Source organism: Sphingomonas yunnanensis, assembly GCF_019898765.1.
In the GTDB taxonomy this organism is placed as follows: Bacteria; Pseudomonadota; Alphaproteobacteria; order Sphingomonadales; family Sphingomonadaceae; genus Sphingomonas; species Sphingomonas yunnanensis.
The window spans coordinates 141,372-168,199 of record NZ_JAIOKB010000001.1 but is presented as its reverse complement, the minus strand read 5'-3'; the positions used below and the strand labels follow the sequence as shown (position 1 = coordinate 168,199).

25 protein-coding genes and 2 tRNA genes are annotated in these 26,828 nt (G+C 70.1%); 16 read left to right on the top strand and 11 right to left on the bottom strand.

The window, feature by feature from the left end; translation table 11 throughout:
• The first annotated feature begins 175 nt into the window (after positions 1-175).
• The 5 genes from K7957_RS00735 to K7957_RS00715 all read left to right on the top strand — a co-directional run bounded on the left by K7957_RS00735 (position 176) and on the right by K7957_RS00715 (position 6,831).
• Positions 176-1,318 (top strand): cellulase family glycosylhydrolase, encoded by a 1,143-nt coding sequence (locus tag K7957_RS00735; protein WP_223010104.1) that lies wholly within the window; start codon positions 176-178, stop codon positions 1,316-1,318.
• The gene (locus K7957_RS00730; RefSeq protein ID WP_223010103.1) at positions 1,315-2,229 is read left to right on the top strand and encodes a family 43 glycosylhydrolase; all 915 of its coding nucleotides are present in this window, start codon (positions 1,315-1,317) and stop codon (positions 2,227-2,229) included. Before K7957_RS00735 ends, K7957_RS00730 begins: the two co-directional genes overlap by 4 nt.
• Before the next feature lie 315 nt (positions 2,230-2,544).
• Positions 2,545-3,726, top strand: coding sequence for an HlyD family secretion protein (locus tag K7957_RS00725; protein WP_223010102.1), 1,182 nt, complete (start codon positions 2,545-2,547; stop codon positions 3,724-3,726).
• Between the two features lies 1 nt (position 3,727).
• Entirely contained in the window at positions 3,728-5,308 is a 1,581-nt protein-coding gene (locus K7957_RS00720; protein WP_223010101.1) for an MDR family MFS transporter, read from the top strand.
• Complete coding sequence (locus tag K7957_RS00715) at positions 5,308-6,831, top strand: efflux transporter outer membrane subunit (RefSeq protein WP_223010100.1); 1,524 nt, start codon at positions 5,308-5,310, stop codon at positions 6,829-6,831. The genes K7957_RS00720 and K7957_RS00715 overlap by 1 nt, the downstream gene beginning before the upstream one ends.
• Before the next feature lie 103 nt (positions 6,832-6,934).
• On the opposite strand, the gene K7957_RS00710 is transcribed toward K7957_RS00715, so the two are convergent.
• Positions 6,935-7,678 carry a hypothetical protein gene (locus K7957_RS00710; protein WP_223010099.1) on the bottom strand — a complete coding sequence of 248 codons (744 nt, stop codon included), beginning with the start codon at positions 7,676-7,678 and terminating at the stop codon, positions 6,935-6,937.
• Positions 7,679-8,082: 404 nt separating this feature from the next.
• Positions 8,083-8,673 carry a TetR/AcrR family transcriptional regulator gene (locus K7957_RS00705; protein WP_223010098.1) on the bottom strand — a complete coding sequence of 197 codons (591 nt, stop codon included), beginning with the start codon at positions 8,671-8,673 and terminating at the stop codon, positions 8,083-8,085.
• A 103-nt stretch (positions 8,674-8,776) separates the two neighbouring features.
• On the opposite strand from K7957_RS00705, the gene ychF reads away from it, so the two are divergent.
• A complete protein-coding gene (gene ychF, locus K7957_RS00700) occupies positions 8,777-9,877 on the top strand; it encodes a redox-regulated ATPase YchF (protein WP_223010097.1) in 1,101 nt (366 codons plus the stop codon).
• Positions 9,878-10,222: 345 nt separating this feature from the next.
• Here the strand turns inward: ychF and K7957_RS20505 are convergent, their stop codons facing one another.
• The gene (locus tag K7957_RS20505; protein WP_281422786.1) at positions 10,223-10,354 is read right to left on the bottom strand and encodes a hypothetical protein; all 132 of its coding nucleotides are present in this window, start codon (positions 10,352-10,354) and stop codon (positions 10,223-10,225) included.
• A gap of 202 nt (positions 10,355-10,556) precedes the next feature.
• Between K7957_RS20505 and K7957_RS00695 the strand changes: the two genes are divergently transcribed.
• From K7957_RS00695 to K7957_RS00680, 4 genes are all read left to right on the top strand, one after another.
• Entirely contained in the window at positions 10,557-10,859 is a 303-nt protein-coding gene (locus K7957_RS00695) for a hypothetical protein (protein WP_223010096.1), read from the top strand.
• Positions 10,860-10,911: 52 nt separating this feature from the next.
• Positions 10,912-12,375 carry a hypothetical protein gene (locus K7957_RS00690; protein ID WP_223010095.1) on the top strand — a complete coding sequence of 488 codons (1,464 nt, stop codon included), beginning with the start codon at positions 10,912-10,914 and terminating at the stop codon, positions 12,373-12,375.
• Positions 12,376-12,459: 84 nt separating this feature from the next.
• A complete protein-coding gene (locus tag K7957_RS00685) occupies positions 12,460-13,797 on the top strand; it encodes an alkaline phosphatase family protein (RefSeq protein WP_223010094.1) in 1,338 nt (445 codons plus the stop codon).
• A 71-nt stretch (positions 13,798-13,868) separates the two neighbouring features.
• Positions 13,869-14,318: a MaoC family dehydratase gene (locus K7957_RS00680; RefSeq protein WP_223011049.1), complete on the top strand. Its 450-nt coding sequence runs from the start codon at positions 13,869-13,871 to the stop codon at positions 14,316-14,318.
• Between the two features lie 134 nt (positions 14,319-14,452).
• On the opposite strand, the gene K7957_RS00675 is transcribed toward K7957_RS00680, so the two are convergent.
• The 3 genes from K7957_RS00675 to gap are packed head-to-tail and all read right to left on the bottom strand — an operon-like array spanning position 14,453 to position 17,125.
• Entirely contained in the window at positions 14,453-15,643 is a 1,191-nt protein-coding gene (locus tag K7957_RS00675) for a phosphoglycerate kinase (protein WP_223010093.1), read from the bottom strand.
• Positions 15,568-16,122 carry an MOSC domain-containing protein gene (locus K7957_RS00670; protein ID WP_223010092.1) on the bottom strand — a complete coding sequence of 185 codons (555 nt, stop codon included), beginning with the start codon at positions 16,120-16,122 and terminating at the stop codon, positions 15,568-15,570. Before K7957_RS00670 ends, K7957_RS00675 begins: the two co-directional genes overlap by 76 nt.
• 1 nt (position 16,123) lies before the next feature.
• The gene (gap, locus tag K7957_RS00665) at positions 16,124-17,125 is read right to left on the bottom strand and encodes a type I glyceraldehyde-3-phosphate dehydrogenase (protein ID WP_219747281.1); all 1,002 of its coding nucleotides are present in this window, start codon (positions 17,123-17,125) and stop codon (positions 16,124-16,126) included.
• Between the two features lie 137 nt (positions 17,126-17,262).
• Between gap and K7957_RS00660 the strand changes: the two genes are divergently transcribed.
• From K7957_RS00660 to K7957_RS00645, 4 genes are all read left to right on the top strand, one after another.
• Positions 17,263-17,439 carry a hypothetical protein gene (locus K7957_RS00660; RefSeq protein WP_223010091.1) on the top strand — a complete coding sequence of 59 codons (177 nt, stop codon included), beginning with the start codon at positions 17,263-17,265 and terminating at the stop codon, positions 17,437-17,439.
• Entirely contained in the window at positions 17,439-17,744 is a 306-nt protein-coding gene (locus K7957_RS00655; RefSeq protein ID WP_223010090.1) for a cell division protein ZapA, read from the top strand. The genes K7957_RS00660 and K7957_RS00655 overlap by 1 nt, the downstream gene beginning before the upstream one ends.
• 185 nt (positions 17,745-17,929) lie before the next feature.
• Positions 17,930-18,481 carry a 5-formyltetrahydrofolate cyclo-ligase gene (locus K7957_RS00650; RefSeq protein ID WP_223010089.1) on the top strand — a complete coding sequence of 184 codons (552 nt, stop codon included), beginning with the start codon at positions 17,930-17,932 and terminating at the stop codon, positions 18,479-18,481.
• On the top strand, positions 18,478-18,684 hold the full coding sequence (locus tag K7957_RS00645; RefSeq protein ID WP_223010088.1) for a DUF2842 domain-containing protein: 207 nt from the start codon (positions 18,478-18,480) through the stop codon (positions 18,682-18,684). Before K7957_RS00650 ends, K7957_RS00645 begins: the two co-directional genes overlap by 4 nt.
• A gap of 259 nt (positions 18,685-18,943) precedes the next feature.
• On the opposite strand, the gene K7957_RS00640 is transcribed toward K7957_RS00645, so the two are convergent.
• The 5 genes from K7957_RS00640 to K7957_RS00620 form a co-directional block, all read right to left on the bottom strand.
• Positions 18,944-19,020 (bottom strand) — tRNA-Asp (locus K7957_RS00640).
• A 75-nt stretch (positions 19,021-19,095) separates the two neighbouring features.
• Positions 19,096-19,172: transfer RNA gene (locus K7957_RS00635), tRNA-Asp, on the bottom strand.
• A 53-nt stretch (positions 19,173-19,225) separates the two neighbouring features.
• The gene (locus tag K7957_RS00630) at positions 19,226-20,443 is read right to left on the bottom strand and encodes an AI-2E family transporter (protein WP_223010087.1); all 1,218 of its coding nucleotides are present in this window, start codon (positions 20,441-20,443) and stop codon (positions 19,226-19,228) included.
• Between the two features lie 46 nt (positions 20,444-20,489).
• Positions 20,490-21,227, bottom strand: a complete 738-nt coding sequence (locus K7957_RS00625) for a Crp/Fnr family transcriptional regulator (protein WP_223010086.1) — start codon at positions 21,225-21,227, stop codon at positions 20,490-20,492.
• A gap of 30 nt (positions 21,228-21,257) precedes the next feature.
• The gene (locus K7957_RS00620; RefSeq protein ID WP_223010085.1) at positions 21,258-22,994 is read right to left on the bottom strand and encodes a class I adenylate-forming enzyme family protein; all 1,737 of its coding nucleotides are present in this window, start codon (positions 22,992-22,994) and stop codon (positions 21,258-21,260) included.
• 261 nt (positions 22,995-23,255) lie between these two features.
• On the opposite strand from K7957_RS00620, the gene K7957_RS00615 reads away from it, so the two are divergent.
• Positions 23,256-25,274 (top strand): 3-hydroxyacyl-CoA dehydrogenase NAD-binding domain-containing protein, encoded by a 2,019-nt coding sequence (locus K7957_RS00615; protein ID WP_223010084.1) that lies wholly within the window; start codon positions 23,256-23,258, stop codon positions 25,272-25,274.
• 322 nt (positions 25,275-25,596) lie between these two features.
• Entirely contained in the window at positions 25,597-26,784 is a 1,188-nt protein-coding gene (locus tag K7957_RS00610; RefSeq protein WP_223010083.1) for an acyl-CoA dehydrogenase family protein, read from the top strand.
• Positions 26,785-26,828: the final 44 nt, after the last annotated feature.

Genomic DNA, 26,828 nt, shown 5'->3' with positions numbered 1-26,828 from the left:
CGAGAAGATTAATCATGCTTGAGGCGGAGCGGGCTGGGACGCGGGGGCCATACCGTTGCCATGAACAAGGCTTTGATATGATTATACTGCTTCTCTCCTCACCGACGCTCGGCTAGATCGCCGTCGGCCCCCCGCAAGGCCTTATCCCGCGGCACAAAATACGAGAGGAGACGAGATGATCCGCCACCTGCTGCTCGCCGGCACCGCCGCCGCCGGCGCCCTGACCGGGCTGGCGGGAGCACTGCCCGCCGACGCGCGCGCGATGTGGTCGAAGACCGAGGCGAACCGGTGGTACGGCGGTCAGCCCTGGCTCGTCGGCGCGAATTACACCAATCGCTCCGCGATCAACCAGTTCGAGATGTGGCAGGCCGATACGTTCAACCCGCAGCAGATCGACCAGGAACTCGGCTGGGCGCAGGCGATGGGGATGAACGTCATGCGCGTCTATCTTCACAACATGCTCTGGGAGAATGACGCCGCCGGGCTGAAGCGGCGCATGGCGCAGTTCCTCGACATCGCCGAGCGCCATCATATCCGCATCATGTTCGTGCTCTTCGACAGCTGCTGGGACCCCGATCCTGTCGCAGGTCCCCAGCGGCCGCCCATCCCGGGCGTGCACAATTCCGGCTGGATGCAGGCGCCGGGCGCCGCACGGCTCGCCGACGCCAGCCAATATGGCAAGTTCGAGGCCTATGTGAGGGACATCGTCGGTACCTTCGCGCGCGACAAGCGCGTCGTCGCCTGGGACGTGTGGAACGAGCCCAACAACTCGGGCGGCGGCAACTACAAGCCCACGCCGCGCAAGACCGAGCTGGTCGCCGGGCTGCTCGGCCAGGTGTTCGACTGGGCGCGCAGCGTCGATCCGACCCAGCCGCTCACCAGCGGCCTATGGACCGGCGAGACCTGGGACCGGCAGGACACGCTCGACGCGGTCGAGAGGATCCAGGTCGCGCAGTCCGACGTGATGAGCTTCCACGACTACAACTGGCCGGAGCAGTGGGAGAAGCGTGCGCGCCAGATGGCGAGCTACGGCCGCCCCGTGCTGTGCAGCGAATATATGGCGCGCGGCAACGGTTCGACCTTCGACGGCTCGCTGCCGCTCGGGAAGAAACTCAAGGTGGCGATGTTCAACTGGGGCTTCGTCGACGGCAAGACCCAGACCCGCATGCCGTGGGACAGCTGGAAGAAGCCGTACACGTATGAGGAGCCGACCGTGTGGTTCCACGAGGTGCTGCGCGCCGATGGTACGCCCTATCGCGCGGCCGAGGTCGCGTTGATCAAGCGGCTGACCAGCGAGGCCGACGGCGCGCCGCAGTGAGGTGTCGTGCGTCGCTCGCGCTCGCCGCCGCGCTGCTCGCCGGTTGCGCGACGCCGACGCACAACCCGCTGTTCGCGGGCGCCGACCCGGCGGTGCTCGTGGAGCAGGGCACGGTGCGGCTGCTGCCGACCGGCGGAGGCGACACGCTGCGCGGCTGGGTGCGCGAGCGCGGCCACTGGCGTGCCGGACCGCCGCTGATCGCCTTGTCCGATATCCGCTGGGCGCCCGACGGCGCGCCGCGTCACTACCTCTGGGCGCCCGACATGCTGGCGGCGAACGGGCGCTATTACCTCTATTACTCGATCGGGCCACAGGACCCGACGCCCAGCCGCATCGGCGTCGCCACCGCCACCAGCGCAGACGGTCCCTTCGTCGACTCGGGGAAGCCGCTGCTCACCGGCGGCGCCGGGTTCGAGGCGATCGATCCAGCGGTGTTCGCTGACCCGCGCGACGGCCGGACCTATCTGCTCGCGGGTGGCAGCGCGGGCGCGCGGCTGCGCCTGTTCGAGCTCGCGCCCGATCGCGTCTCGATCGCGCGCGAACTGCCCGTGACGCAGCCGCCCGACTTCACCGAGGGCGCCTATCTGCACGAGCGCGGCGGCATCTATTACTTGTCGTACAGCCACGGCCGCTGGAATCGCGGCGACTATTCGATCCACTACGAGACCGCGCCGAGCGTGAACGGGCCCTGGACCTATCGCGGCCGCCTGCTCGCCAGCGATCAGCGCTACAAGGGGCCGGGTCACCACAGCTTCTTCCGCGATCCGGCGGACGGCCGCTGGAAGATCGCCTATCATCGCTGGGAGCGTGTCGCCGGCGACGGCCCGTATCACGGCGAGCGCCAGGTCGCGATCGAGACGATCCGCTACCTCCCCGACGGCCGGATCGCGCCGATCCGGATGACTCCTTAGCGCAGGGGTGAGCCGCCCCTGAGATCCCCCCCGCTTGCGGGGAAGGGAACCGCCGGCCGCGGGCCGGTGGTGGAGGGAGTTCTCCGCGCAGCGCAGCACTCGTGGTGAGTTCCCTCCACCATGCTGCGCATGGTCTTCCTCCCCGAGCCAGGGAGGAGCTTGGGCGTCGCGCCACCTTTCTCCCGCGGCGACGTTACGTCACGACGGCATCCCCTTGCCACGGAGCGTAACCGGACATATTGTCCGCTTACAACGACTCGCCGGCCGCCCGCGGAACGCCTCCGCGGGCGGTCTGCTGCTGCTGGACGAGACGATATGGCTGAACAGGCTGGGCACGAGAACGACACGCCTGGAGAGGAAGCCGACAGCAAGGACACGAGTCAGCAGGCGCCGGCCAAGCGCAAGCTGAGCGGACGTGCGAAGACGATCCTGATCGCGCTCGCACTCGGCGCGCTGGCGGGGATCGCGATCTGGTACCTACGCTACGAGAGCCGCGGGAAATACCTGCAGGACACCAACGACGCCCAGGTGCGCGCCGACATGGTGATCGTGGCGCCCCGGGTGGCGGGCTATGTCGCCGAGGTGTTCGTGCAGGACAATCAGGATGTCCGCGTCGGCCAGCCGCTGGTCCGCATCGACCCGCGCGACTCGCGCGCCCAGGCCGCCCAGGCCAACGCGCAGATCGCGGTGGCCAACGCGCAGGCCGACAGCGCGCGCGCGCAGGTCGAGGAACAATATGCCGCGATCGATCAGGCGCAGGCGCAGCTCACCGCCGCGCAGGCGCGCGCCGCGCACGACGCCGCCGAGGTGAGGCGCTACCGCCCGCTGGCCGCCACGGGCGCGGAGAGTCGCGAGCAGCTCGCCTCGCTCGAGCTCGCCGCGCGCCAGTCCGCCGACCAGGCGCGCGCCCAGGCGGCCGCGGTCGAGATGCAGCGCCGCCGCGTCGCCTCGTACGAGACCCAGATCCGCCAAGGTCTGGCGCAGGCACAGGCCGCGCGCGCGCAGCTCGCCTCGGCCGACGTCAACGTCGGCGCGACGCTGATCCGCGCCGTGATCAACGGCCGCATCGGCGACAAGACGGTGGAGGTGGGCCAATACGCGCAGACCGGCACGCGGCTGATGTCGCTGGTGCCGCTCGACAAGCTCTACGTCACCGCCAACTTCAAGGAGACGCAGCTGGCGCTGATGCGGCCGGGGCAGCCGGTCGAGATCAAGGTCGACGCGCTCGACGGGATCACGCTCAAGGGCCGCGTCGCCAGCTTCTCGCCGGGCACGGGCGCGCAATTCTCCCTGCTGCCGCCGCAGAACGCGACGGGCAATTTCACCAAGATCACCCAGCGCGTGCCGGTGCGGGTCGAGATCGAGGCCACGCCGGAGGTGCGGCGCCTGCTCGTGCCCGGCCTGTCGGTGACCGCGACGGTCGACACGATCTCGGCCAAGGACGAGATCGATCGGCTGCGTGACCGTCAGCAGCAGCTCAACCAGCGGGAGCGCTGAGGTGGCGAGCGCGGCCGCGCCGCGGCGCGGCGCCTCGCCTGCCCCGACGCCGGCGGCACCGCAGCGCGCCGACCTCGCGGCCTGGCTGGCGGTGGCGGCGGGCACGCTCGGCGCCTTCATGGCGACGCTCGACATCTCGATCGTCAACTCGGCGCTGCCGACGATCCAGGGCGAGATCGGCGCGAGCGGTACCGAGGGCGCCTGGGTCGCGACCGCTTATCTCGTCGCCGAGATCGTCATCATCCCGATGTCCGCCTGGCTCACCCGGCTGCTCGGACTGCGCACCTTCCTGCTGATCGCGGCGGTGCTGTTCACGATCTTCTCGGTGCTGTGCGGCACCGCCGACACGCTGCCGCAGATGATCGTCGGCCGCATCGGCCAAGGCTTCACCGGGGGCGCGATGATCCCCACCGCGCAGACCATCATCGCCCAGCGATTGCCGCGCGAGCAGCAGCCGATCGGCATCTCCGCCTTCGGCATGACCGCGATCCTCGGCCCCGTGCTCGGCCCGCTGGTGGGGGGCTGGCTGACCGAGAACATCAGCTGGCACTACGCCTTCTTCATCAACCTGCCGATCTGCGCGATCCTGGTAGTGCTGCTGCTGGTCGGGCTCAAGCACGAGAAGGCGCAGCTGCACCTGATCGGCGAGGCCGACTGGCTGGGCATCCTCGGCCTCGCGCTCGGGCTGGGCGGCCTGACGGTCTTCCTCGAGGAGGGCCAGCGCGAGCAATGGTTCTCGTCCGAGCTGATCCGCTACATGGCCGCCATCTCGCTGCTCGGCTTCGGGTTGCTGATGGCCGGGCAGTTCCTCGCGCGGCGGCCGATCATCAGGCTGAAGCTGCTGCTCGACCGCCAGTTCGGCTCGGTCGCGCTGATGGGGATGGTCGTGGGCGTGGTGCTCTACGGCACGTCCTATGCCATCCCGCAGTTCCTCGCCGCGATCGCGGACTATAACGCGCTGCAATCGGGCAAGGTGGTGCTGCTGTCGGGCATACCGAGCTTCTTCATGATGGCGATCGTGCCGATCCTGCTGCGCCACGTCGACGTGCGAATCGCGGTGGGCGCGGGTCTGCTCATCATGGGGACCTCGGCGCTGCTCGACTCGACGCTGACGATCGACGCGACCGGCACTGACTTCGTCGAGTCGCAGCTGCTGCGCGGTGTCGGCCAGATCCTCGCCATGCTGTTCCTCAGCCAGGCGGCGGTGCGCTCGGTGCCGCCGGTCGAGGCCGGCGACGCCTCGGGTCTGTTCAACTCGGCACGCAACCTCGGCGGCAGCTTCGCGCTCGCGGGAATCTCGGTGATCCAGGACCAGCGCAGCTGGTTCCATAGCCGCCGCATCGAGGAGACGCTCAACGCCAACTCGGTGATGGTGCAGGATTATATCAACAATACCGCGCAATCGCTGGGCGGCCGGTCGACCGCGCTACGCGCGCTCGGCCAGCAGATTCAGGGGCAGGCCCTCGTGATGACCTATAACGACATCTTCTGGATCATGGGCATGGGCACGCTGGCGGTGCTGCCGCTGGTGCTGTTCCTCCGCCCGCTACCAAAGGGCGCCCCTCCGGCGGCGACACATTGATGCGACACGCTCCCTCCCCAGCCCTCGCGTGGCTGCCGCTGGCGCTGCTCGGCGCCTGCACCGTCGGTCCCGACTATCACGGCCCGCCCGCGACTGCCGCGGACGCGGTACAGCGCGGCAGCTTCGTCCGCGCCGCCGACCCGTCGCTCCGCCCCGGCCCTGGTGTGGCACGCTGGTGGGAGGGACTCGGCGACGCCACGCTCACGGCCTTGGTCGACGACGCGCTCGCGCACAGCCCGACGATCGACGCGGCGCAGGCGCGCATCCGAGAGGCCGGTGCGCGGCTTCGGACCCAGCGCGCCGACCGGCTTCCGAGCGTCAGCCCCACCGCCGCCTATGTCCACGCGCGCCTTCCGGGAGGGCTGCTGGGCAGCGGGAGCAGCGGTGGGGAGAGCGGTGGCGCGGAGAGTTCGAGCAGTTCGGGCAGCAATGCACTCGACTTCTACAATCTCGGCGGCACCGCCTCGTGGGAACCCGATTTCTTCGGCGCGCGGCGGCGCAGCGTGGAGAGCGCGCGGGCCACGGTCGAGGAACGCTTCGCCGACCTCGCCGACGCGCAGGTGAGTCTGTCCGCGCAGGTGGCGCAGACCTATGTCGCGCTGCGCGAGGTCCAGGAACGGTCGCGGCTCAACGCCGAGTCGAGCCGGCTCCAACAGCGGCAGCTCGAGCTGACGCGCCAGCGCTACGACGCGGGCGCCGCGTCGCAGCTCCAGGTCGAGCGGCTGCAGAACCAGCTGGCGAGCACCGACGCGCAGCGCATCCCGCTCGCCGCGGAGGTGTCGCAATATCTCGATCAGCTCGCGGTCCTGACCGGGCGCTCGCCCGGCTCGCTGGACCAGACTCTGACGCCCATCGTGCCGGTCCCCTTGCCGCCGACCGAGGTGCCGATCAGTGATCCAGCGGCGCTGATCGCGCATCGGCCCGATATCCGCTCGGCCGAGCGGGCGCTCGCGGCGAGCAACGCGCAGATCGGCGTTAATACCGCCAAGCTCTTTCCATCGCTGAATTTCCTCGGGATCTTCGGCCTTGGCGGCACCAACATCGGCGACGTGGTCGACCCAAGCAAGCTGACCGCGTTGGCGACGCCGATGCTGAGCTGGTCGTTCCTCGACTTCGGCCGAACCCGCGCCGCGATCGATCAGTCGGACGCGCAACGCGACCTCGCTGCCGCACAATACCGCCAGCGCGTGCTCGAGGCGCTGCAGGACGCCGAGACCAGCCTCTCGCGCTTCGGCAATACGCGGCTTCAATATGCGCAGCTGCTTCGTGCCGAACAGTCCGCGGTGCGCGCGGCCACGCTCAACGGTCAGCGGGTCGCCGCCGGGACCAGCAACGTCATCGACCAGCTCGACATCGAGCGCCAGCGTCTCTCCGCCGCGCTCGCGGTCGTGCAGGCGAAGGCGCAACTGACCGACAGCTACATCGCGGTGCAGAAGAGCCTTGGTCTGGGCTGGAGCGAGCCGCCGGCGAGCGCGCCCCTGTCCGGCGCGCAACCGGCCGAGGATCGAGCCGCGACGCGCTAAGACGATGCCTGGCGAGCGGCACCTTCTCGTTGAGCGAGCTCCAGCGAGAGGGGGAGCAAGAGGGGCCAGACGCCGCGCGCGCGAGCGAGCGTCGGCCCTCCTCCTAGGCGATGCTCGCCTCGACCATGCCGAATAGGCCTACGCTGCCCAGCGACGCGGCGATCGCACTCGCGTCCATGCGCGCGCGCGCGTCGATCTCGCCGGGTCGCCGCCTCGCCCGATAGGCTGCGCGCCGCAGCGAGCGGATCAGATTGGCGGCGTCGGTCGCCACCGCGTCCGGACCGTCGCTGGTGTCGAACAGCGGCAGAAGCGGCGACGAGCGCTTCGACAGCACCGCGCTGAGTTCGCGTAGATCATATCGATCGGGGGCGCCACGCACCGAGGCCGCCGCATGCGCGAGCTCGGCAGCCTCAGTCAACGAATCTTCCAAGGTCACCGGCGGCGCCACCGTAGCCATCTCCAGCTCGGCCTCGCCGGCGATCGGCGGCAGGCCCTTCTTGGCGGGCGTCTGCGGACCCAGGATCGGTACCGCATCGGCGATATCAGCGCCGCCACCGCCAGCCGTGGCACAGTCGCGCTCGGCGGCGATGATCGCGCGGGCGAGCTCTTCGAGCTCATCCGCCAGGGCGAGCGCGACGGGCCGATCGCCCCGCAGGATCGCTGCCAACGCCTGCATCTTGAGCAATGTCAGCTTCTGCCGCAACGCCTCGAGCGCGCGCACGGCCAAGTCCTTCCGGTTCGACTCGGCGAGCTTGGCCAAACGCGCCGCGACCTCTTCCATCACTTGGAGACGCCGCTTGGCGGCGCCGTCGTCGCGGGCGGCCAGCGGAGTCTCGGTCGCTGCCACGCCGCTGGCGGCCAGCCGCGACGGACGCGAGCTCGACTCCAGCAAAGTCGCATAGGAGGTGCGCCCCCAGTCGCCGCGCCCGAACGCGAACGCTGACGGGTCGATATATTCTGGCACATGTTGCACGGGCCGTGCCGCGCTCACTGCTGTCACGATGCTCATGGTCGCTCCCCGATTTTTCCTCGCCGTCCAGGACGAGGTGTCAACACAGCGGAACCCGGTCGACGTACATCAGAGACGAACAATGCCGCGCGCGGTACTCCGTAGCTGTCTAGCTTTATAGCAGAGCAGCGCCGCAGCAGGAGGCAGGCCAAGTCTTTAGATTCACCATTATGACGCGGCGACGTGCGAAACTCGACATTCAGCGTGACGTAGGCGATGCTTCGTGCTTACGCATCAAGCGTCTAGGATGTTGGTCGCGGCCGCAGGCCCGCCAGCAGCAGCCGCAGCGCGTCGTCGATCTGCTGGCGCCGTTCCGCCGCGCTGTTATGTTTGAGCAGCAGTCCGCTCAGCATCCGCATCGCCAGCACCAGGTCGCGTGCCCCCAGCTCGAGGGCGAGCGTGCCGTCGCGATGCGCACGCGCGGCGATCGGCTCGAACAGCCGTTCGAGCCGCTGACGCAATCCGTCGAAGGCGGCGCGATCGGCACCGTCGCGCGGCATGTCGAGCGCGAGCCGAGCGAACAATGCTGCCGTCTCGGCGCCGTCCAGGACGATCTGCGCCAGCGCCTCGTCGAGCGGCAGCGCTGGATCGAGTCGCGCGTGCATCCGCTCGATCTCCTGCTCGAACACCGCGAGCGCGAGCGCCATCCGATCCTTGAAGTTGCGGTAGAAGGTACCGCGCCCGACGCCGGCGGCGTCGGCGATGTCCTCCAAGGGCACGAGATAGCCCGCGCGTGCGAAGCACAGTCGTGCCGCCGCGATCAGTGCGTCGCGACGCGCCTGGGCGTCGCGGCGCAGGGGGCGCGCCGCCGCCACGCTGATCTCGTCGCTCATGCGCTCCTGTTAGAGGTTGCGCGGCGGCGGGGAAAGCATGGCCTAGCCAGCGGCGCGCCCCTCGCCTATCTGGCGCGCTTTCCCCATCACACAGGTTCTTCCCATGGGTTTCCGCTGCGGCATCGTGGGCCTGCCCAACGTCGGCAAGTCCACCCTCTTCAACGCGCTGACCGAGACGGCCGCGGCGCAGGCGGCCAATTATCCGTTCTGCACGATCGAACCGAACGTCGGCAACGTCGGCGTGCCCGATCCGCGACTAGCGAAACTGGCCGAGATCGCCAAGTCGGCCAAGGTGATCGAGACCCAGCTCGGCTTCGTCGACATCGCCGGGCTGGTGCGTGGCGCCAGCAAGGGCGAGGGCCTGGGCAACCAGTTCCTCGGCAACATCCGCGAGGTCGACGCGATCGTCCACGTGCTGCGCTGCTTCGAGAACGACGATATCCAGCACGTCGACAACCGCGTCGATCCGATCGCCGACGCCGAGACGGTCGAGACAGAGCTGATGCTCTCGGACCTGGAGAGCCTCGAGAAGCGCGTCCCCAATCTCGTCAAGAAGGGCCAGCAGGGCGACAAGGAGGCCAAGCTCGCGGCGATGGTGCTCGGCCGCGCGCTCGACCTGCTGCGCGACGGCAAGCCCGCGCGGCTGACCGAGGCCACTGACGCCGAGGAGGCGCGCGTGCTCGACCAGGCGCAGCTGCTCACCGCCAAGCCGGTGCTGTACGTCTGCAACGTCAACGAGGAACATGCGTCGGCGGGCAACGATTATTCCGCGCGCGTCTTCGCCAAGGCCGCGGCGGAGGGCGCGCAGGCGGTGGTGGTCTCCGCCGCGATCGAGGCCGAGATCGCGACCATGCCCGCGGACGAGCGCGGCGAGTTCCTGTCCGAGCTGGGGCTGGAGGAGACCGGGCTGACGCGCGTGATCCGCGCCGGCTACGAGCTGCTCCACCTGCTCACCTTCTTCACCGTCGGGCCGAAGGAAGCGCGCGCCTGGACGATCGAGGCGGGTTCCAAGGCGCCGCAGGCGGCGGGCGCGATCCACTCCGACTTCGAGCGCGGCTTCATCCGCGCCGAGACGATCGCCTTCGACGATTATGTCGCCTGCGGCGGCGAGGCCGGCGCGCGCGACGCGGGCAAGCTGCGCCAGGAGGGTAAGGAATATGTCGTCCACGACGGCGACGTGATGCTGTTCCGCTTCAACGTGTGACGTCGCCGCGGCCGGTCGCGCTGGTGGAGCTCGGCCTCGCGATCGGCGCGGCCTTCCACATGGCCGACCTCCTCCTTGACGGATGGTGGCCCTAAGGTTCGGGCCGGCAGCGGGCCGGCTGTTCTGGAACGCGCTGCTGCCGCTCGATCTGGCCGTCATCGCGCTGCTCGCCTGACGCTGCCGCGTCGGCCTGTCCGCGGCGACCTTACTGATGGCGGCGGACGTCGCGGTGGACGGCTATGCGTGGCACATCCCCGGCTATCACGCCTTCGCCATCGCGGTCCCGATCCAACCGGCCTTCGCCCTCCTCGTCCTAGTCGTGACCTGCCTAGTCGTGACCTGCCGCTATTTGGCGGGCGGTCCCTTGACGACCGGCTGGTCGAGCAGGTTGGCATAAGGGGCGCTGGTCGGGGCACCGGGCGCGTCGCGCGGCTCCATCCACTCGGCCTCGTTGCCCGGCGCGGGCGTGATCTGCATCACCGGCGTCCTCGGTGCCGGGCCGGTCGGGCTCGGCGCGGGCGCGGCCCGGTTGCCGCTGCCCTCCTTGCCACCGCTACCGCAGGCCGTCAGCGAGAGGAGGATCAGGAGGGAAAGCGCGCGCATGATGGGACAAAGCGCCAGCGCCCCGCGCGTTCCCGCCGGCTGGTGCGAGCGCGTGCGAACGGCTAGAGCCGCGGTGATGCTTCGCCTGCTCGTCTCCCTCCTCGCGCTGCTGCTCGCGCTGCCCGCGAGCGCGGCGCCGGCGTGCCACGTCGCGACGGTCGCGGTGTCGGCGCCGATGCAGCACCACCAGCACCCGCCGTCCGCACCCGCGACCCAAGCGGCGCACGACTGCCTCGGCTGCGTGCCGCCGCTCGATCTCGCGGCCGGCGTGGTCGCGTCGCCGTGGCAGCCGACAGAGCGGCAGCGACCGCCGATGCGCGCGAGCATGACCGCCGGGGCGCTGCTGGTGCCGCTCTCCCCGCCTCCGCGCGCGGCGTGATCCGCCGGGGCGTCGCGCCCCGGCCCGTCACGACCGCAACCGGAGAGAATCGATGTTTCGCTACACCCTGTTCGCCGCCACCGCGGCGGCGGCCCTCTGCCCGACGCTCGCGTCGGCGCAGGACCATCCGCACGCCGCGACATCAACGCTTTCGCCCACACCTGCCCCGACCCCCGCGGATGCCGCGATCATGGACCACAGCGCGATGGATCATGCGGCCATGGCGCGAGCGACGCCGGCGCGGAGCGACCCCCATGCCGACATGAACCACGCGACGGCGACGGTCACTGCCCCGCCGCGCTGGCGAGACGCGTCCGACGCCGCCCTCGCGCGCGCGCCCGCCGGTGCCGCCATGCCCGGCATGACGATGGGCACCGCCGATGGCTGGTACACGCCGGGCAGCGGCACCGCGCGCAACCCGGCCGGCGAGGGACCGATGCGCGGCGCGATGCTCCACGCCGGCGACTGGATGCTGATGGCGCACGGCTACGCCTGGACGATGGTCACCGACCAGGGCGGACCGCGCGGCGGCAACGGTGCCTATGTGCAATCCATGGCCATGGTCATGGCCGACAACGACCTGACCGACCGCATCCACCTCCAGCTCCGCGGCATGGGCAGCCTGGAGCCCGCGATGGGCGCACGCGGCTATCCCAACCTGTTCGCCACCGGCGAGACCGCGCATGGCCGCGCGCTGGTCGACCGACAGCACCCGCACGACCTGTTCATGGAGCTGGCCGCGCGGGTCGACTACCGGCTCGGCGGCGCCACCAGCCTGTTCGTCTACGCCGCCCCCGTGGGTGAGCCCGCGCTGGGGCCGAGCGCCTTCATGCACCGCGGCTCGGCGCGCTACCTGCCGATGTCGCCGATCACCCACCATTGGTTCGACTCGACCCATATCACCTACGGCGTGCTCACCGCGGGCGTGTCCGCGCCCACGCTCCAGCTCGAGGGGTCGTGGTTCAAGGGCCGCGAGCCCGACGAGCGGCGCTGGGGCTTCGATCCCCTACGACTCGACTCGTGGAGCGTGCGCGGCACCTGGACGCCCTCCCCCTTTGTCGCGCTGCAGGTCAGCCACGGGAGGCTGAAGGAGCCCGAGGCGCTGCACCCCGGCGAGGACGAGGACCGCACCACCGCGAGCGTGCAATATGCGCGCGCCGGGCTCGCGACGACGCTGGCCTGGTCGCGCAAGGACCGTCAGCCCGGCGACGTGCTCAACGCCTTCCTCGCCGAGGCGACCTACGAGGTGACGCCGCGCCACGCGGTCTTCGCGCGGGTGGAGAATGTCGCCAACGACGAGCTCTTCCCCGATCACGACGACCCGCTCCACGACCGACGCTTCCGCGTCACTAAGGCGGAGGCGGGCTATGCCTATCGGTTGCCGATCGTCGGGCCGCTCGGCGTCGCGCTGGGCGGCACGGTCGCGGCCTATGCCAAGCCGGCGGCGCTCGACGCCGCCTACGGCGACTCGCCGGTGAGCTGGACGCTGTTCGCCAAGTTCGCGGTCGGGCTCTAACGATGGAGGATCTCCTCTCGCGGCGACGCTCCCCTCGTCGCCGCGAGACTTTCAGCCGTCATCGCAGCGGCGTAAGCGCGCGGCATGACGCTCCGCCCGCTTCTCGCCGCCGCGCTCCTCACTCTCGGCGCCTGCGCCTATCGCTACACGCCGCCGGCCTTGCCGGCGGTGACCGCGCCCGCGCCGGGCGCCTCGTCGCATGCCGCTCAAGCCGGCGTGGCAGCGACCGCGGCGCGCGCGTCGGTCCTTCCTCCGGTGACGATCCTCGTCTCGATCGACGGCTTTCGCCACGATTATCTCGATCGCGGAGTGACGCCCCGCCTCTCGGCGCTCGCGGCCGGCGGGGTCAGCGCGGCGATGCGCCCCTCGTTCCCGTCCAAGACCTTCCCCAATCATTGGACGCTCGTCACCGGGCTGGTGCCGGACCGGCACGGGATCGTCGCCAACCGGATGGAGGACGAGGCGCGGCCCGGCGAGACCTTCACCATGGCGAGCGACGACCCGTTCTGGTGGAACGCCGCCGAGCCCCTATGGGTCACCGCCGAGCGCGCCGGCATGCCGACCGCGACGATGTTCTGGCCGGGCTCAAACGTCGCCTGGGGCGGCACGCGCGATCCCGCTCGCCCGCACGAGGTCGCCGGTATCCGCCCGCGCGACTGGCAGCAGTATAACGAGGCAGTGAGCGATCGACAGCGCGTCGACGCGGTGATCGACTGGCTGCGCCGCCCGGCCGAGACGCGCCCACGGTTCGTCACGCTCTATTTCGACGAGGTCGATACCGCCGGCCACGATTACGGCCCCACTGATCGACGGACGCTGTCAGCAGTGGCCGCGGCCGACGCGAGTATCGGTCGCCTGGTGGACGGACTCGCCGCTCTGGGCCAATCCGCCAATATCGTGATCGTCTCGGACCATGGCATGGCGCCGATCGCGCCCGAGCGGCGCATCGCGATCGACTCGATCGTCCCCGCGACCGACGCGCGGGTGGTCGAGAGCGGCCCGTACGCGACCTTCGCGCCGCTGCCGGGACGCGACGCTGCGGTAGCGCAGGCGCTGCTGCGCCCGCACCCGCATATGACGTGCTGGCGCAAGGAGGCGCTGCCGCCGCGCTTCCGCTATGGCCGCAACCCGCGCGTGCCCGCCTTCCTCTGCCTCGCCGAGGACGACGCATCGGGCGGCTGGATCCTCGCCAGGAGCGCGACGGACGAGGCCACCCACCGCGGTGCGCACGGCTTTGACAATGACTCGCCCGACATGCGCGCCTTGTTCATCGCTTATGGCCCCGCCTTCGCCGCGGGAAAGCGGCTGCCGACCTTCGACAATACCGACGTGGCGCCGCTGCTGCGCGACCTGCTCGGCCTGCCCCGTGGCAGCGGCCTGGACGGCGACGATGCGCCGTTCCGACGCGTGATGCGGCGCTGACGACCTAGGCAAAATCTTGAAGAGCGGCCAGGAACGTGGCGATATGGCGGCGCGAGAGGAGAGCGCCGCCGGTGCAATATTTCGAGGACATCACGGTCGGCGCGACCGCCCGCTTCGGCGCCTATCCGGTCACCCGCGACGAGGTGATCGAGTTCGCGCGAAAATACGACCCGCAGCCCTTCCATCTCTCCGACGAGGCCGCCGCAGCGACCCATTTCGGCCGCCTGTCGGCGAGTGGCTGGCACAGCTGCGCGATGGTGATGGCGATGCTGGTCGAGCAGCTCCGCGCGGTCGAGCAGGCCGGGCTAGGCTCGCCCGGGATCGACGAGCTGCGCTGGCTCACCCCGGTCTATCCGGGCGACACGCTGCGCTGCGAGACCGAGGTGATCGAGAAACGCGTCTCGCGCTCGCGGCCCGAGCTGGGGATCTACAAGAGCCGGCTCATCGCCTTCAACCAGCACGACGTCGCGGTGTTGACCATGGTGTCCAACGCGCTGATCGCGACTCGGCCCGCGGGATGAGCGGGGTGTTCCGCCGATCGCCGTGCTCCTGCGCACGCAGGAGCCCAGAATGATCGGAGGGCGCGCTCGCCGCACTGGGCTCCTGCGTGCGCAGGAGCGCGGCTGAGCGAGGCGCTACCCTCGCCCCACCCTCGTCACCGCTGCAGCGCGGCGACCCCCGGCAGCTCGCGGCCTTCCATCCACTCCAGGAAGGCGCCGCCCGCGGCCGAGACGAAGCTGAACTGCTCCGCCACCCCGGCCTGGTTGAGCGCCGCGACCGTGTCGCCGCCGCCCGCGACCGAGACGAGGCTGCCCTCCTTGGTCAGCGCCGCGGCCGTGCGCGCCAGCGCCACCGTCGCGGCGTCGAACGGCGGCGTCTCGAACGCGCCGAGCGGGCCGTTCCACACGAGCGTTCGGCAGTTCTTGAGCACATCGCCCAGCGCCTCGACGGCGGCGGGGCCGACGTCGAGGATCATCTCGTCGGCGGCGACCTCGTGGACGTTGACGGTGCGTACCGGCGGGTTGGCGCGGAACTCGGTCGCCACGACCACGTCATAGGGCAGATGGACCGTGCAGCCAGCGCGATCGGCGGCCTCCAGGATCTCGTCGGCGGTGCCGGTCAGATCGTGCTCGCACAGGCTCTTGCCCACGTTCACGCCGCGCGCGGCGAGGAAGGTGTTCGCCATGCCGCCGCCGATGATCAGGTGGTCCACCTTGCCGACGAGGTGCTTGAGCACGTCGAGCTTGGTCGACACCTTGGCGCCGCCGACCACCGCCGCGACCGGATGCTCGGGCGCGCCGAGCGCCTTCTCGAGCGCGTCGAGCTCGGCCTCCATCGCGCGCCCGGCGAAGGCGGGAAGCACCTGCGCCAGCCCCGCGGTGGAGGCGTGCGCGCGGTGCGCGGCAGAGAAAGCGTCGTTGACGTAGAGGTCGCCGAGCGCGGCGATGCGGTCGATCGTCTCGCGGTCGTTCTTCTCCTCGCCGGCGAAGAAGCGCGTGTTCTCCAGCACCGCGACGTCGCCGGGCTGGAGCGTGGCGACCGCCTCGGCGGCACCCGCCCAGTCGACGAAGCGCACCGGGCGACCGAGCACGCTCTCATACGGCCGGGTGATCTGCGCCAGCGAGAACTCGGGCGCGGGCTGCCCCTTGGGGCGGCCGAAATGCGCGAGAACGAGCACGATCGCGCCCTTGTCGGCGAGCTCGGCGACCGTCGCGACGGTGGCGCGCAGCCGCGTGTCGTCGGTGACGTGGCCGTCCTTGAAGGGGACGTTCAGATCCCCGCGGACGAGGACCCGCTTGCCGGCGACGTCGCCGATGTCGTCGAGCGTTCGAAAAGACTTGGCCATGGGTCCTCGATCCTGATCCTGTCACCGACGGCGATCGTGCCGCCCTGTATCACCATCGCGCAGGCGCCACCGCGCCAGTCGGGCGTCATCGCCTGCTTGAGCCCAGGGGCGAGCGCTTCCATCCGCTCGCACGGGTCGCACTCGCGCGTGATCTCGAGCAGCACGTCCGCGCCGATGCGGAGCACCGTTCCCGCCTTCTGCGGCAGGTCGAGCGCGTCGACCAGCAGGTTGGCGCGCCGCTCGGTCCAGTCGATCGTGTGGCCGACCAGCCGCATCGCCGCCGCCCAGTCACCGCGCTCGATCAGCGTGACCTGGCGCTTGTAGGGCTTGCCCCGCATCGCGCCGCGGAAGTCGCCGTGGATGCCGCGCGCGAGCGACACCTCGGCGCGCACGACGGTCTCGACCGGCGCGCGCGAGCGGGCGTGACGCGCGATGCCGAGCAGCACGCCCGTCACGCCCGCCCCGCCCGCATGCTCCATCTCAGCCGAGCTTCGCCATCGCGGTCGCGGTATCGACCATGCGGTTGGAGAAGCCCCATTCATTGTCGTACCAGCTGACCACGCGGACCAGCTTGCCGTCGATCACCGCGGTCTCGAGGCTGTCGACCGTCGACGAGTAGGGCGTGTGGACGATGTCGATCGAGACGAGCGGCTCGTCCGAATAATGCAGCACGCCCTGCATCGCGCCCTCGGCCGCGGCCTTGAGCAGCTGGTTGACCTCTTCCTTGCTGGTGTCGCGCTTCGGCGTGAAGGTGAGGTCGACGAGGCTGCCGTCGGGCACGGGAACGCGGATCGCCGAGCCGTCCAGCTTGCCCTTCAGCTCGGGGAGCACCTCGCCCACCGCGCGCGCCGCGCCGGTCGTCGTCGGGATGATGTTCATCGCCGCCGCGCGCGCCCGGCGCAGGTCGCTGTGGATCTGGTCGAGGATCTTCTGGTCGTTCGTATAGGCGTGGATCGTGGTCATCAGGCCGCGCTCGATGCCGATCGCGTCGTTGAGCACCTTGGCGACCGGCGCGAGGCAGTTGGTGGTGCACGACGCGTTCGACACGATCGTGTGCCCGGCCTCGAGCTTGTCGTGGTTGACGCCGTAGACCACGGTGAGGTCGACGTTCTTGGCGGGGGCCGAGATCAGCACCTTCTTGGCGCCGGCGTCGATATGCTTCTGCGCGCTGGCGCGATCGGTGAAGAAGCCGGTGCATTCCAGCACGATGTCGACGCCGAGCTCCTTGTGCGGCAGGTTGGCGGGGTCGCGCTCGGCGGTGACGCGAATGCGCTTGCCGTCGATCACCATGTCCTGCCCGTCGGCCTCGACCGTGCCGGCGTACTTGCCGTGGACGCTGTCGCGGCTGAACAGCCACGCGTTCGACTTGGTGTCGGCGAGATCGTTGATCGCCACCAGCTCGAGGTCGCTGCCGCGCTCGATCAGCGCGCGTGCCACCAGCCGCCCGATCCGTCCGAAGCCGTTGATCGCTACCTTGGTCATGCGCCTGTCTCCGCCGTAAGTTCGGTGTCGCGCGGGTCTTTGCGCCGGACGGCGCGCGGCCGTCAACCGCTGCGGTGCATCCACTCGTCTCTACGCCATCTTGTCGGCGCGCGCGCGCGATCCTATCGCCTCTCCCCATGGACAACCCAGCGATCGACCGGCTCGATGCCGCCATCACCCGCGTCGAACGCGTCTTGGAACAGCGCCTAGCGGCTGCCGCCACGCTCGCACGCCGCCACGAAGCACTGCGCGAGAAGATGGGCGAGGCGGTCGCCGCGCTCGACGAGATCATCGCGCGCGGGGGGCAGGACTGATGGCGCGGGTAACGCTCCGCATCGGCGAGACGAGCTATGACCTGGGCTGCGGCGACGGCGGCGAGGCCCGACTGATGCAGGCCGCCGCGCTGATCGACGAGCGCTGGGAGGACGCGCGCCGCGCCGCAGGAGCCGGCGGGGTCAACCGTACCATGCTGCTCGCCGCGCTGATGGTGGCGGACGCGTTGATCGAGGCGCGCGAGGCACCCCCGCCCGAGACGCCGGAGGGGATCGCGCTCGATCGTCTGTCGGAACGGCTCGAGAAGCTCGCCGAGGCCCTTGAGCAGGCGCCGCCGACGTCCTAGATAGGTGTTGGCGGGTTCTGCCCGGTACGAGCTCATAAAATCCCTGAGGCTATTCATCTTCCATGGGGGTTGTCCCTGCCCGGATCCTGGTCCGACGTATATGACTCCCACCTGACGTACTGGGCGTCAGTGGATACATCGGCCAACGGCCACGGCGGTCCCGCCACCCCGCCCCCCTCTCTACGATGACTGACAAGCGCGCTCTTCGCGCCGCCGCGCGTGCCGCGCGCGACGCCTTCGTAGCGGCGGGTGCGCCTCCCCTCTCCTGCCCGCGCGAGTTCGTCGCGCTGCTCGCGCCCGGCCTGGTGGTGGCGAGCTACGCGCCGATCGGCAGCGAGGCCGATCCCTCCGAATTGGAGAACGTCGCTCGTGCCGCCGGCTGCCGGCTGGCGCTGCCCCACGTCGTCGATCGGGCGACCCCGATCCGCTTCCTGGCCTGGAGCGGCGACCACGCGCTCGCTGACGGACCATTCGGGCTGCGCCAGCCCGATGGTGCGCACGCCGAGATCGTACCCGACGTGGTGCTCACTCCTCTGGTGGCGTTCGATGCCGCGCTCAACCGCGTCGGCCAGGGGGCCGGCCACTACGACCGCGCCTTCGCGACCTATCCCGCGGCGCACCGCATCGGTATCGCGTGGAGCGTGCAACAGCTCGACTCGATACCCCCCGACCCCTGGGACGCCCCCCTTGACGCGATCGTGACCGAGCGCGGCTGGATCGCGGGGCGGTCGCGATGACGCCGTCGTGGCGCAAGCCGGTGGGGATGCTCGCGATCCTGCTGCTGATCGCGCTGTGGTGCGTGGCCATCGCCTCGCTCTCGGGCGTCATAGGGCAATGGCCGGCGTTGCTCCAGCTCGGCTTCTATCTCGTGACGGGAATCATCTGGATCACGCCGCTCAAGCCGCTGCTGCGCTGGATGGAGACCGGGCGTTGGCGGTGAGGTGAGGCCCGCGGCGGTGCGGACAGTGGATGCCGACGCTCTCGCTGATCGTCGGTCTCGATCCCGTCCCTGCCCCACCCCTCTTCGTCATTCCCGCGAAAGCGGGAGTCCAGACATGCTAACGTCCGCGATGGAGCCGCACCGTCCGCGCGGCTGGATTCCCGCCTGCGCGTCGATGACGGGCTGGGTGCTGACCTTCCGGACGGAGAAAGGGCGAGTGACTGGTCAAGCTCTTCTCTAGAGCAACCACCACCGACCGTGGCGCGAGTGACGGGGCTCGAACCCGCGACCTCCGGCGTGACAGGCCGGCGCTCTAACCAACTGAGCTACACCCGCAACGTGCCGCGCCGGGCCAGACGGCCCGCAACGACGATCGACGGTCATGCTTGGATCTGCGGCCTCCCCGGGGGGTGGCGCGAGTGACGGGGCTCGAACCCGCGACCTCCGGCGTGACAGGCCGGCGCTCTAACCAACTGAGCTACACCCGCTTGCAGAAGCGTGAGGCGCGCCAACTAGGCGGCACACCGGGGGCTGTCAACGGCTATTCGGCGTCTTTCTCGCCGCGCCGCGCGAGCCCGGCCGGGCGACCCTCGCGCGTGCGAGTCAGCGTGCCGTGCTCGAAGAGGAAACCCGCGATGTCGGGCCGTCCTGCCGCCGACAGGATGGTCTGCACGATGATCAGGATCGGCACCGCCAGCAGCGCGCCCACCGTGCCCCATACCCAGCCCCAGAAGGAGATCGAGATCAGGATCATCACCGGATTGATGGTGAGCCGATGCCCGACGATCAGCGGCGTCACGACGTTCGCCTCGATCAGATGGGCGCCGTACATGATCGCGGGCGCCGACAGCGCCGTCCAGACATCGGAGAAGGTCATCAGCCCACCTACCGCGAGCAGCAGCGCCGCCACGACCGGGCCGAAATAGGGGATATAGTTGAGCAGCGCGACGATGCCGCCCCACATCAGCGGGAACGGCATCCCGAGCAGGTGGAGCGCGCCCGCGATGATGGCGCCGAGCGCGACGTTGATGACCGTGATCGTGCCGAGATACGAGGACACGTCGTCCACCATCTCCTGCAGCACGCGCGCGGTCGCCATCGCGCCGCCGAAGCTGGCGCGCTCGGTGATCATGCGCTCGCGCGTCCGGGTCCAGCCCGACAGGAAGAAGAAGGCGACGAGGATCGCGTAGAAGACCTGGATGATGACCGCCGGCGCCGAAGTGGCGGCGAGCTCGACGATCGAGCTGGGTGGCGCCACCGCCGCGGTAGGCGACGGCCGCACCGGCGTGCTCGCGATCTGGTGCAGCGTGCGGTTCGCGTATTTCTCCAGACTGGAATAGAGATCGAGCAACGGCGCGAGATTGTCCTGGATCCGCCCGATCCGTGAGGGCAACAACCGGAAGAACTCGGTCGCGGGCACGACGATCGCGGCGAGCGCGACGTTGGCGATCACGAGGAACAACAGCACGCAGACCAGCGCCGCCATGGCCGAGGGCAGTCGGCGTCGCTCGAGCCACTCGAGCAGCGGGATCAGCGCGAGCGCGACCACCAGCGCGACCGCGGTGGGCATGAAGAACTCGGCGCCCGACTTGAGCGCGAACGGCAGGCCCAACATCAGCCCGATACCCGAGGTGAGCGTCAGCGCGGCGAGCAGCCGGTCGCGCCGCAGCACCACGTGCGGGTCGCCCTCCGCCGACAGCGCGGCGGAATCGGGCGGGAGCGTGACCGGCGCTGGAGCGGGCGGCGGGAGATCGGCCATCAGGGAAACCTAGCGAGAGGAAAGGAGGCGCGAAAGAGCGCTGCGCTCAGGCAGCGGCGGCCTGCCAGGGTCCTTCCTCAAGGTAGAGGTAATCGGGGTCGAACTCGCCGACGCGCGCCAGCCCGGGCTCGTCGAGGATCGTCACGGTGCCGCGCACCGCCTCGACGAGTTTCTCCTCACGCAGCCGCCGCAGCGTGCGGTTGACGTGCACGCTGGTGAGCCCGCACGCCTCGCCGAGATCCTGCTGGATCAGCGCGAGCTCGAACACACCGTCGCCGCCGCGCCCGGTGGCCTTGAGGCGATGGTAGGTCTCCAGCAGGAAGTGCGCGATCCGCCCCGCGGCGTCGAGCCGGCCGATGCGGAAGATCCACTCGCGATGCAGCGCGGCGTCGAGCAACGTCGAACGCCACAGGACGCGCGCGAGCTGAGGATGATCGGCGACGATCGAGTCGATCGCGGCGTGCGGGATCACCGCGACGCGCGCCTCGGTGAGCGTGCCGACGTCATGGTCGAGCCGATGCAGCGGGTAGCCGTGGAGATCGACGAAGTCGCCCGGCACCTGCAACGCGACGAGCTGGCGGAAGCCGTCGCGTGCGTCCATGTAGCGGCACATCGCGCCCTCGAGCAGCAGCATGCTGTTGCGCAGCCGGTCGCCGCGCCGGGTGACGATCGTGCGCGCGGGCAGCGTATCGATGCGCTCGACCGCGCGCTCGAGGATGGCTTTGTCCGACTCGCTCATCGCGTCGCGACCGCGGCCGCGCAGGAAGTCCCGTGTCACCCGCATCGTCGTTCCCCGCTCCACCGGGGAACAGCCCTACGCCGCGAAACGTTCCCGGAACAAGCCCTTGAGCTCGCGCTTCAGGATCTTGCCGTTGGCGTTACGGGGCAGCGGCTCGGCGGTGAAGCGGATCTCCGCGGGCACCTTGAAGGCGGCGAGCCGCGCGCGAACCCAGTGCTGCAGCTCGGCCTCGTCCACGCTACCCGCCGGGGTCAGCCGCACCACCGCGACCGCTTCCTCGCCCAGCACGCGGTGCGGCGCGCCGAGCACGGCACATTCGCTCACCGCGGGATGCGCCTCCAGCACGTTCTCGATCTCGATCGAGTAGATGTTCTCGCCGCCGCGGATCACCACGTCCTTGGCGCGATCGAGGATGTAGAGGAAGCCGTCCTCGTCGAGGCGACCGACGTCGCCGGTGCGGACCCAGCCCTCGACGAAGGTCTCGGCGCTCGCCTCGGGACGGTTCCAATAGCCCGCCACCACCATCGGACCGCGCGCGCGCACCTCCCCCACAGCTCCGGGCGGCAGCGGGGCGCCCTCCCCGTCGGTGACGATCACATCGGCCACCGCCACCGGCAGGCCGGCGCTCTCCGGTCGCGCGAGATAATCCTCCGCTGCCAGCGACGTCACCGTCGCCATCGTCTCGGTCATGCCCCAGCCGTTCTGCGGCCACACGCCGAACTCGGCGCGGAGCCGCCGCGCCAGCTCGGGCGCCGCGGGGGCGCCACCATAAGCGATCGACTCGAGGCTGGAGAGGTCGAAGCGCGCGCGCTCGGGATGATCGAGCAGCTGCCACGCGATCGTCGGCACCCCGCCCGTGACGGTGACCCGCTCGCGCTCGACCAGCTCCATCGCGCGCACCGCGTCCCAGCGTCGCATATAGATCGTGGTCGACCCGCTCGCCACCGCGCCCATCAGCGCGGCCGAGCAGGCGGTGACGTGAAACAGCGGGATCACGGTCAGCACGACTCGTGGCGTCGTGGGCGGCGGCAGCTCGCCCCGGCGCAGCGCGGTGCGCGCGGCGGCGTAGGCGCTGCTCATGATATTGGTGGTGAGATTGCGGTGCGTGCCCAGCGCGCCCTTCGGGCGCCCGGTGGTGCCGCTGGTATAGAAGATCGCGGCGGGATCATCCGGCCCGAGCGGTGTATCCGGCAGCGGTCGCTCGGGCAGCGCTTCCCAGCGCATGGGTGCGCCGATGAGCGCTTCGAGGGCGACCGCCGGCCGCGCGAGCGTCCCGCTGGCGCGGGTCACCAGAACGTCGCCGAGGTGGCGCAACAGCCCGTACAGCGGGAGCAGCAGCTCGTGCCGCTCGGCGTCCACGATCAGCAGCCGCGCGGCCGAATCGTCGAGTGCGTAGCGCAGCTCCTCGCCGCTCCACCAGGCATTCAGCGGCACCGCCACGGCGCCGAGCGCGGTGACCGCGAACAGTGCCGCGGGATATTCGGGCAGATTTCGCATCGCGATCGCGACCCGGTCGCCCGCGCGCACGCCCTTCTCCGCCAGCACAGCAGCGAGCGCGGCCACCGCCCGCGCGTGCGCGGCGTAGCTGACCCGCTCGTCCTCGTAGATCGTCATCAGCCGCTCGCCGTGGGCGCGGCTCACCTCCAGCAGGGCGCGAAGCGTCGGCGGCGCGTTCTTCCACGTGCGGGTCGGCACGCCGCGGATCGTCACCGTCTCGATCTCGAAGGCGCTGCCCGGCGCGGTGAGCAGCGCGCGCACCTCGTCGTGCGAGCGCGCTGGCCAGCCGGTCTCCTGCCCGTGCCCCATTGCCATCAGCGCCTCCGTCGCTCGAACATCGGGTTCGTTGCGACGCGAGACTAGAGTTGATTTGCGAGACGCTCAAGGCGATACAGTGACGGAGGGTTAGAAGGTGAGGTATGGCCAGTGCGACCGCGGCCCTTCGATATGACAGAGGCTTTGTACGACCCCAGCGTGCCCTCCGGCGCGACGGTGTGACGCGAGATCGCGTGCTACCGCCCCTTCAATGACCCATTCCGACAAACACCAACACTGCCGTCGCAGGAGCATCCACGCATGACCGCCTCTTCCCCGATCCGCACCGAGCGCCACGGCGACGTGCTCGTCATCGTCTCCGACAACCCGCCGGTGAACGCGCTGGGCGCCGCGGTGCGGATCGGGCTGGAGGCAGCGATCAAGGAGGGCGCGGCGGACCAGTCGATCGCGGCGATGGTGATCCGCTGTGATGGCCGCACCTTCTTCGCGGGAGCGGACATCACCGAGTTCGGCAAGCCGCCGGTCGAGCCGATGCTGCCGGTGCTCGTCGACATGATCGAGGCGTGCGGCAAGCCGGTGGTCGCGGCGATCCACGGCACCGCGCTGGGCGGCGGCTGCGAGGTCGCGCTCGGCTGCCATTATCGTGTCGCGGTGCCCTCGGCCAAGATCGGCACGCCCGAGGTCAAGCTCGGCCTGCTGCCGGGGGCGGGCGGCACGCAGCGGCTACCGCGGCTCGCCGGGGTGACGCTGGCGCTCGAGTTGACCGCCAAGGGCGAGCCGATCTCGGCCCGGCGCGCCCAGGAGGCGGGACTGATCGACCGCATCGTCGGCGAGGACAGCCTCGCCGCCGACGCGCTCGCCTTCGCCGACGAGATCAAGGCGACGCGGCCGATCCCGCGCGCCGCCGAGAAGACCGTCGCGCCCGACCCCGCGGCGGTCGCCGCCTTCCAGAAAGAGAACGCCCGACGCTTCCGCGGCTTCGACGCGCCCGCCGCCAACATCGACTGCGTCGTCAAGGCGACCGAACTGCCGTTCGCCGAGGGGCTCGCCTATGAGCGGCAGGCGTTCATGCGGCTGATGACCGGCACCCAGTCGGCGGCGCAGCGCCATATCTTCTTCGCCGAGCGTCAGGCGGCCAAGATCGACGACGTTCCGGCCGACATCGCGCTGCGCCCGATCGCGCGGGTCGGCGTGATCGGCGCGGGCACGATGGGCGGCGGCATCGCGATGAACTTCCTCTCGGCCGGCCTCCCCGTGACGATCGTCGAGACCGCGCAGGAAGCACTCGACCGTGGCACCGGCGTCATCCGCAGGAATTACGAGGCGACCGCGGCCAAGGGACGGATGAAGCCCGAGCAGGTCGGGGCGGCGATGGCGGCTTTGACGCCGACGCTCGACTTCGACTCGCTCGCCGACTGCGACCTCATCATCGAGGCGGTGTACGAGAATATGGAGGTGAAGCAGGAGATCTTCACGCGTCTCGACGCCATCGCCAAGCCGGGCGCAATCCTCGCTTCGAACACCTCCTACCTCGACATTGACGCGATCGCCGCCTGCACGACGCGGCCGCAGGACGTGCTCGGCCTGCACTTCTTCTCGCCCGCCAACGTGATGAAGCTGCTGGAGGTGGTGCGCGGCGCGCGGACCGCGCCCGACGTGCTCGCGACGGTGATGGCGCTGGCCAAGCGCATCCGCAAGGTCGCGGTGGTGGCGGGCGTCACCTACGGCTTCATCGGCAACCGCATGCTGATGCCGCGCCAGGTCGAGGCCAACAAGCTGCTGCTGGAGGGCGCCTCGCCCGAGCAGATCGATCGCGTCCACACCGAGTTCGGTATGCCGATGGGTCCGTTCCAGATGGCCGATCTCGCCGGCGTCGACATCGGCTGGCACCGCGACCCGAGCCGGATCGAGAACGTCCGCGACGCGCTCGCCGCCGAGGGCCGCTGGGGCCAGAAACGCCAGGCAGGCTTCTACGATTACGACGAGAAGCGCACCCCCACCCCCTCGCCGCGGGTCGCCGAGATCATCCAGGAGTGGCGCGAGAAGACCGGCACGCCGCAGCATCACGTCACCGACGAGGAGATCGTCGAGCGCACGCTCTACCCGATGGTCAACGAGGGCGCGCTGATCCTGGAGGAGGGCAAGGCGCAGCGCGCGTCCGACGTCGATGTGGTGTGGATCTACGGCTACGGCTGGCCGGTCTACCGCGGCGGCCCGATGTTCTGGGCGCGGACCGAGGGATATGACAAGGTCGTCGCCGGCCTGGAGAAGCACGGCTTCGCGGTGGCGCGGAGCCTGCGCGAGGGTTCGATCAAGTGACGGGGCGCCATCGCAGGCGGCCGGAGCGTCTTGGGAGGATGTCGGCCAACGGCGGCGGCGGCATAGGCGCCCTCCCCACCCACTTCCGTCATCCTGAACTCGTTTCAGGATCCACCGTCCCGCAAGCACCGCCGCACCTGAGTACGCGGCGCCGCGGTGTACGCGCGAGATCGTGTCCCCCATACACGATCTTGGCTCAGCGCGGGCGATCCAAGGCGCGTACACGGAACAAGTCCGGGATGACGGCAGTGACTGGGGCGAGCGACCTCGCTCCTGTCGCCGCTCCCGCCGACCCCATCACCTCACCCGCGAGGACCCAGTCATGACCGACCTCGACACCTTCCGCACCGAGACCCGCGTTTGGCTCGCCGAGAACTGCCCGCCCGAGATGCGCGAGCCGGTGCGCGCGGACACGGACGTCTGCTGGGGCGGTCGACGCTACGACCCCGCCTCGAACCCGCCGCAGGCGCGCTGGCTCAAGCTGATGGCCGAGCGCGGCTGGACTGTGCCCGACTGGCCGAAAGACTATGGCGGCGGCGGCCTCTCCCCCGCCGAGACCAAGATCCTGCGCGAGGAGATGGCCGCGATCCGCGCGCGCAACCCGCTCAACTCCTTCGGCATCTCGATGCTCGGGCCGGCGCTGCTCAGATATGGCACCGAGGAACAGAAGCGCGAGCATCTCCCCAAGATCGCGTGCGGCGAGATCCGCTGGTGCCAGGGCTATTCCGAGCCCAACGCCGGCTCAGACCTGGCCGGGCTCGCCGCCAGCGCCGAGGACGCCGGCGACCATTATATCGTCAACGGCCAGAAGGTGTGGACCAGCTACGCCGACAAGGCCGACTGGATCTTCTGCCTGGTGCGGACCAGCAGGGAATCGAAGCAGGGCGGGATCAGCTTCGTGCTGTTCGACATGGACTCGCCCGGCGTCTCGACCAAGCCGATCCTGCTGATCAGCGGCTATTCGCCCTTCTGCGAGACCTTCTTCGACGACGTGAAGGTGCCCAAGGCCAACCGCATCCACGACGAGAACAAGGGCTGGGACGTCGCTAAATATCTCCTCGGCCACGAGCGCGAGATGATCAGCGGCATGGGGCTGGCGAGCGGCGGGCGTAACCCGCTGGTCGAGGGCGCGATCGCGACGGTCGGGCGCGACCACGACGGGCGCCTCGCCGACCCGCTGCTGCGCGCGCAGATCGCGCTGTTCGAGGTACGCGCCAAGGCGTTCGCGGCGATGTCCGAGCGGTTCATCGACGAGCTCAAGGCCGGGAGGGCGCATCCCGCGCAGCCGAGCATGATGAAATATGTCGGTACCGAGCTGAACAAGGCGCGCCACGAGCTGATGATGGCCGCGGGCGGCTCGGACGCGCTCGAGTGGGAGAGCGAGCGCTCGCGCGGCGGTGCGGGCGCGCGGGCGTGGCTGCGCACCAAGGCCAACTCGATCGAGGGCGGGACGAGCGAGATCCAGCTCAACATCGTCGCCAAAAGGATCCTCGAGCTGCCGGGGGCCTAGGCCGGGTCCGTGCTCCTGCGAACGCAGGAGCCCAGGGCCATCAA

Bases quoted from the DNA above. Each gene is read 5' to 3' on its own strand.
- K7957_RS00735 (WP_223010104.1), top strand. From the start codon at position 176: ATGATCCGCCACCTGCTGCTCGCCGGCACCGCCGCCGCCGGCGCCCTG.
- K7957_RS00725 (WP_223010102.1), top strand. From the start codon at position 2,545: ATGGCTGAACAGGCTGGGCACGAGAACGACACGCCTGGAGAGGAAGCC.
- K7957_RS00715 (WP_223010100.1), top strand. From the start codon at position 5,308: ATGCGACACGCTCCCTCCCCAGCCCTCGCGTGGCTGCCGCTGGCGCTG.
- K7957_RS00705 (WP_223010098.1), bottom strand. From the start codon at position 8,673: ATGAGCGACGAGATCAGCGTGGCGGCGGCGCGCCCCCTGCGCCGCGAC.
- ychF (WP_223010097.1), top strand. From the start codon at position 8,777: ATGGGTTTCCGCTGCGGCATCGTGGGCCTGCCCAACGTCGGCAAGTCC.
- K7957_RS20505 (WP_281422786.1), bottom strand. From the start codon at position 10,354: ATGCAGATCACGCCCGCGCCGGGCAACGAGGCCGAGTGGATGGAGCCG.
- K7957_RS00695 (WP_223010096.1), top strand. From the start codon at position 10,557: ATGCTTCGCCTGCTCGTCTCCCTCCTCGCGCTGCTGCTCGCGCTGCCC.
- K7957_RS00690 (WP_223010095.1), top strand. From the start codon at position 10,912: ATGTTTCGCTACACCCTGTTCGCCGCCACCGCGGCGGCGGCCCTCTGC.
- K7957_RS00685 (WP_223010094.1), top strand. From the start codon at position 12,460: ATGACGCTCCGCCCGCTTCTCGCCGCCGCGCTCCTCACTCTCGGCGCC.
- K7957_RS00675 (WP_223010093.1), bottom strand. From the start codon at position 15,643: ATGGCCAAGTCTTTTCGAACGCTCGACGACATCGGCGACGTCGCCGGC.
- K7957_RS00670 (WP_223010092.1), bottom strand. From the start codon at position 16,122: ATGGAGCATGCGGGCGGGGCGGGCGTGACGGGCGTGCTGCTCGGCATC.
- gap (WP_219747281.1), bottom strand. From the start codon at position 17,125: ATGACCAAGGTAGCGATCAACGGCTTCGGACGGATCGGGCGGCTGGTG.
- K7957_RS00660 (WP_223010091.1), top strand. From the start codon at position 17,263: ATGGACAACCCAGCGATCGACCGGCTCGATGCCGCCATCACCCGCGTC.
- K7957_RS00655 (WP_223010090.1), top strand. From the start codon at position 17,439: ATGGCGCGGGTAACGCTCCGCATCGGCGAGACGAGCTATGACCTGGGC.
- K7957_RS00650 (WP_223010089.1), top strand. From the start codon at position 17,930: ATGACTGACAAGCGCGCTCTTCGCGCCGCCGCGCGTGCCGCGCGCGAC.
- K7957_RS00645 (WP_223010088.1), top strand. From the start codon at position 18,478: ATGACGCCGTCGTGGCGCAAGCCGGTGGGGATGCTCGCGATCCTGCTG.
- K7957_RS00630 (WP_223010087.1), bottom strand. From the start codon at position 20,443: ATGGCCGATCTCCCGCCGCCCGCTCCAGCGCCGGTCACGCTCCCGCCC.
- K7957_RS00625 (WP_223010086.1), bottom strand. From the start codon at position 21,227: ATGCGGGTGACACGGGACTTCCTGCGCGGCCGCGGTCGCGACGCGATG.
- K7957_RS00620 (WP_223010085.1), bottom strand. From the start codon at position 22,994: ATGGCAATGGGGCACGGGCAGGAGACCGGCTGGCCAGCGCGCTCGCAC.
- K7957_RS00615 (WP_223010084.1), top strand. From the start codon at position 23,256: ATGACCGCCTCTTCCCCGATCCGCACCGAGCGCCACGGCGACGTGCTC.
- K7957_RS00610 (WP_223010083.1), top strand. From the start codon at position 25,597: ATGACCGACCTCGACACCTTCCGCACCGAGACCCGCGTTTGGCTCGCC.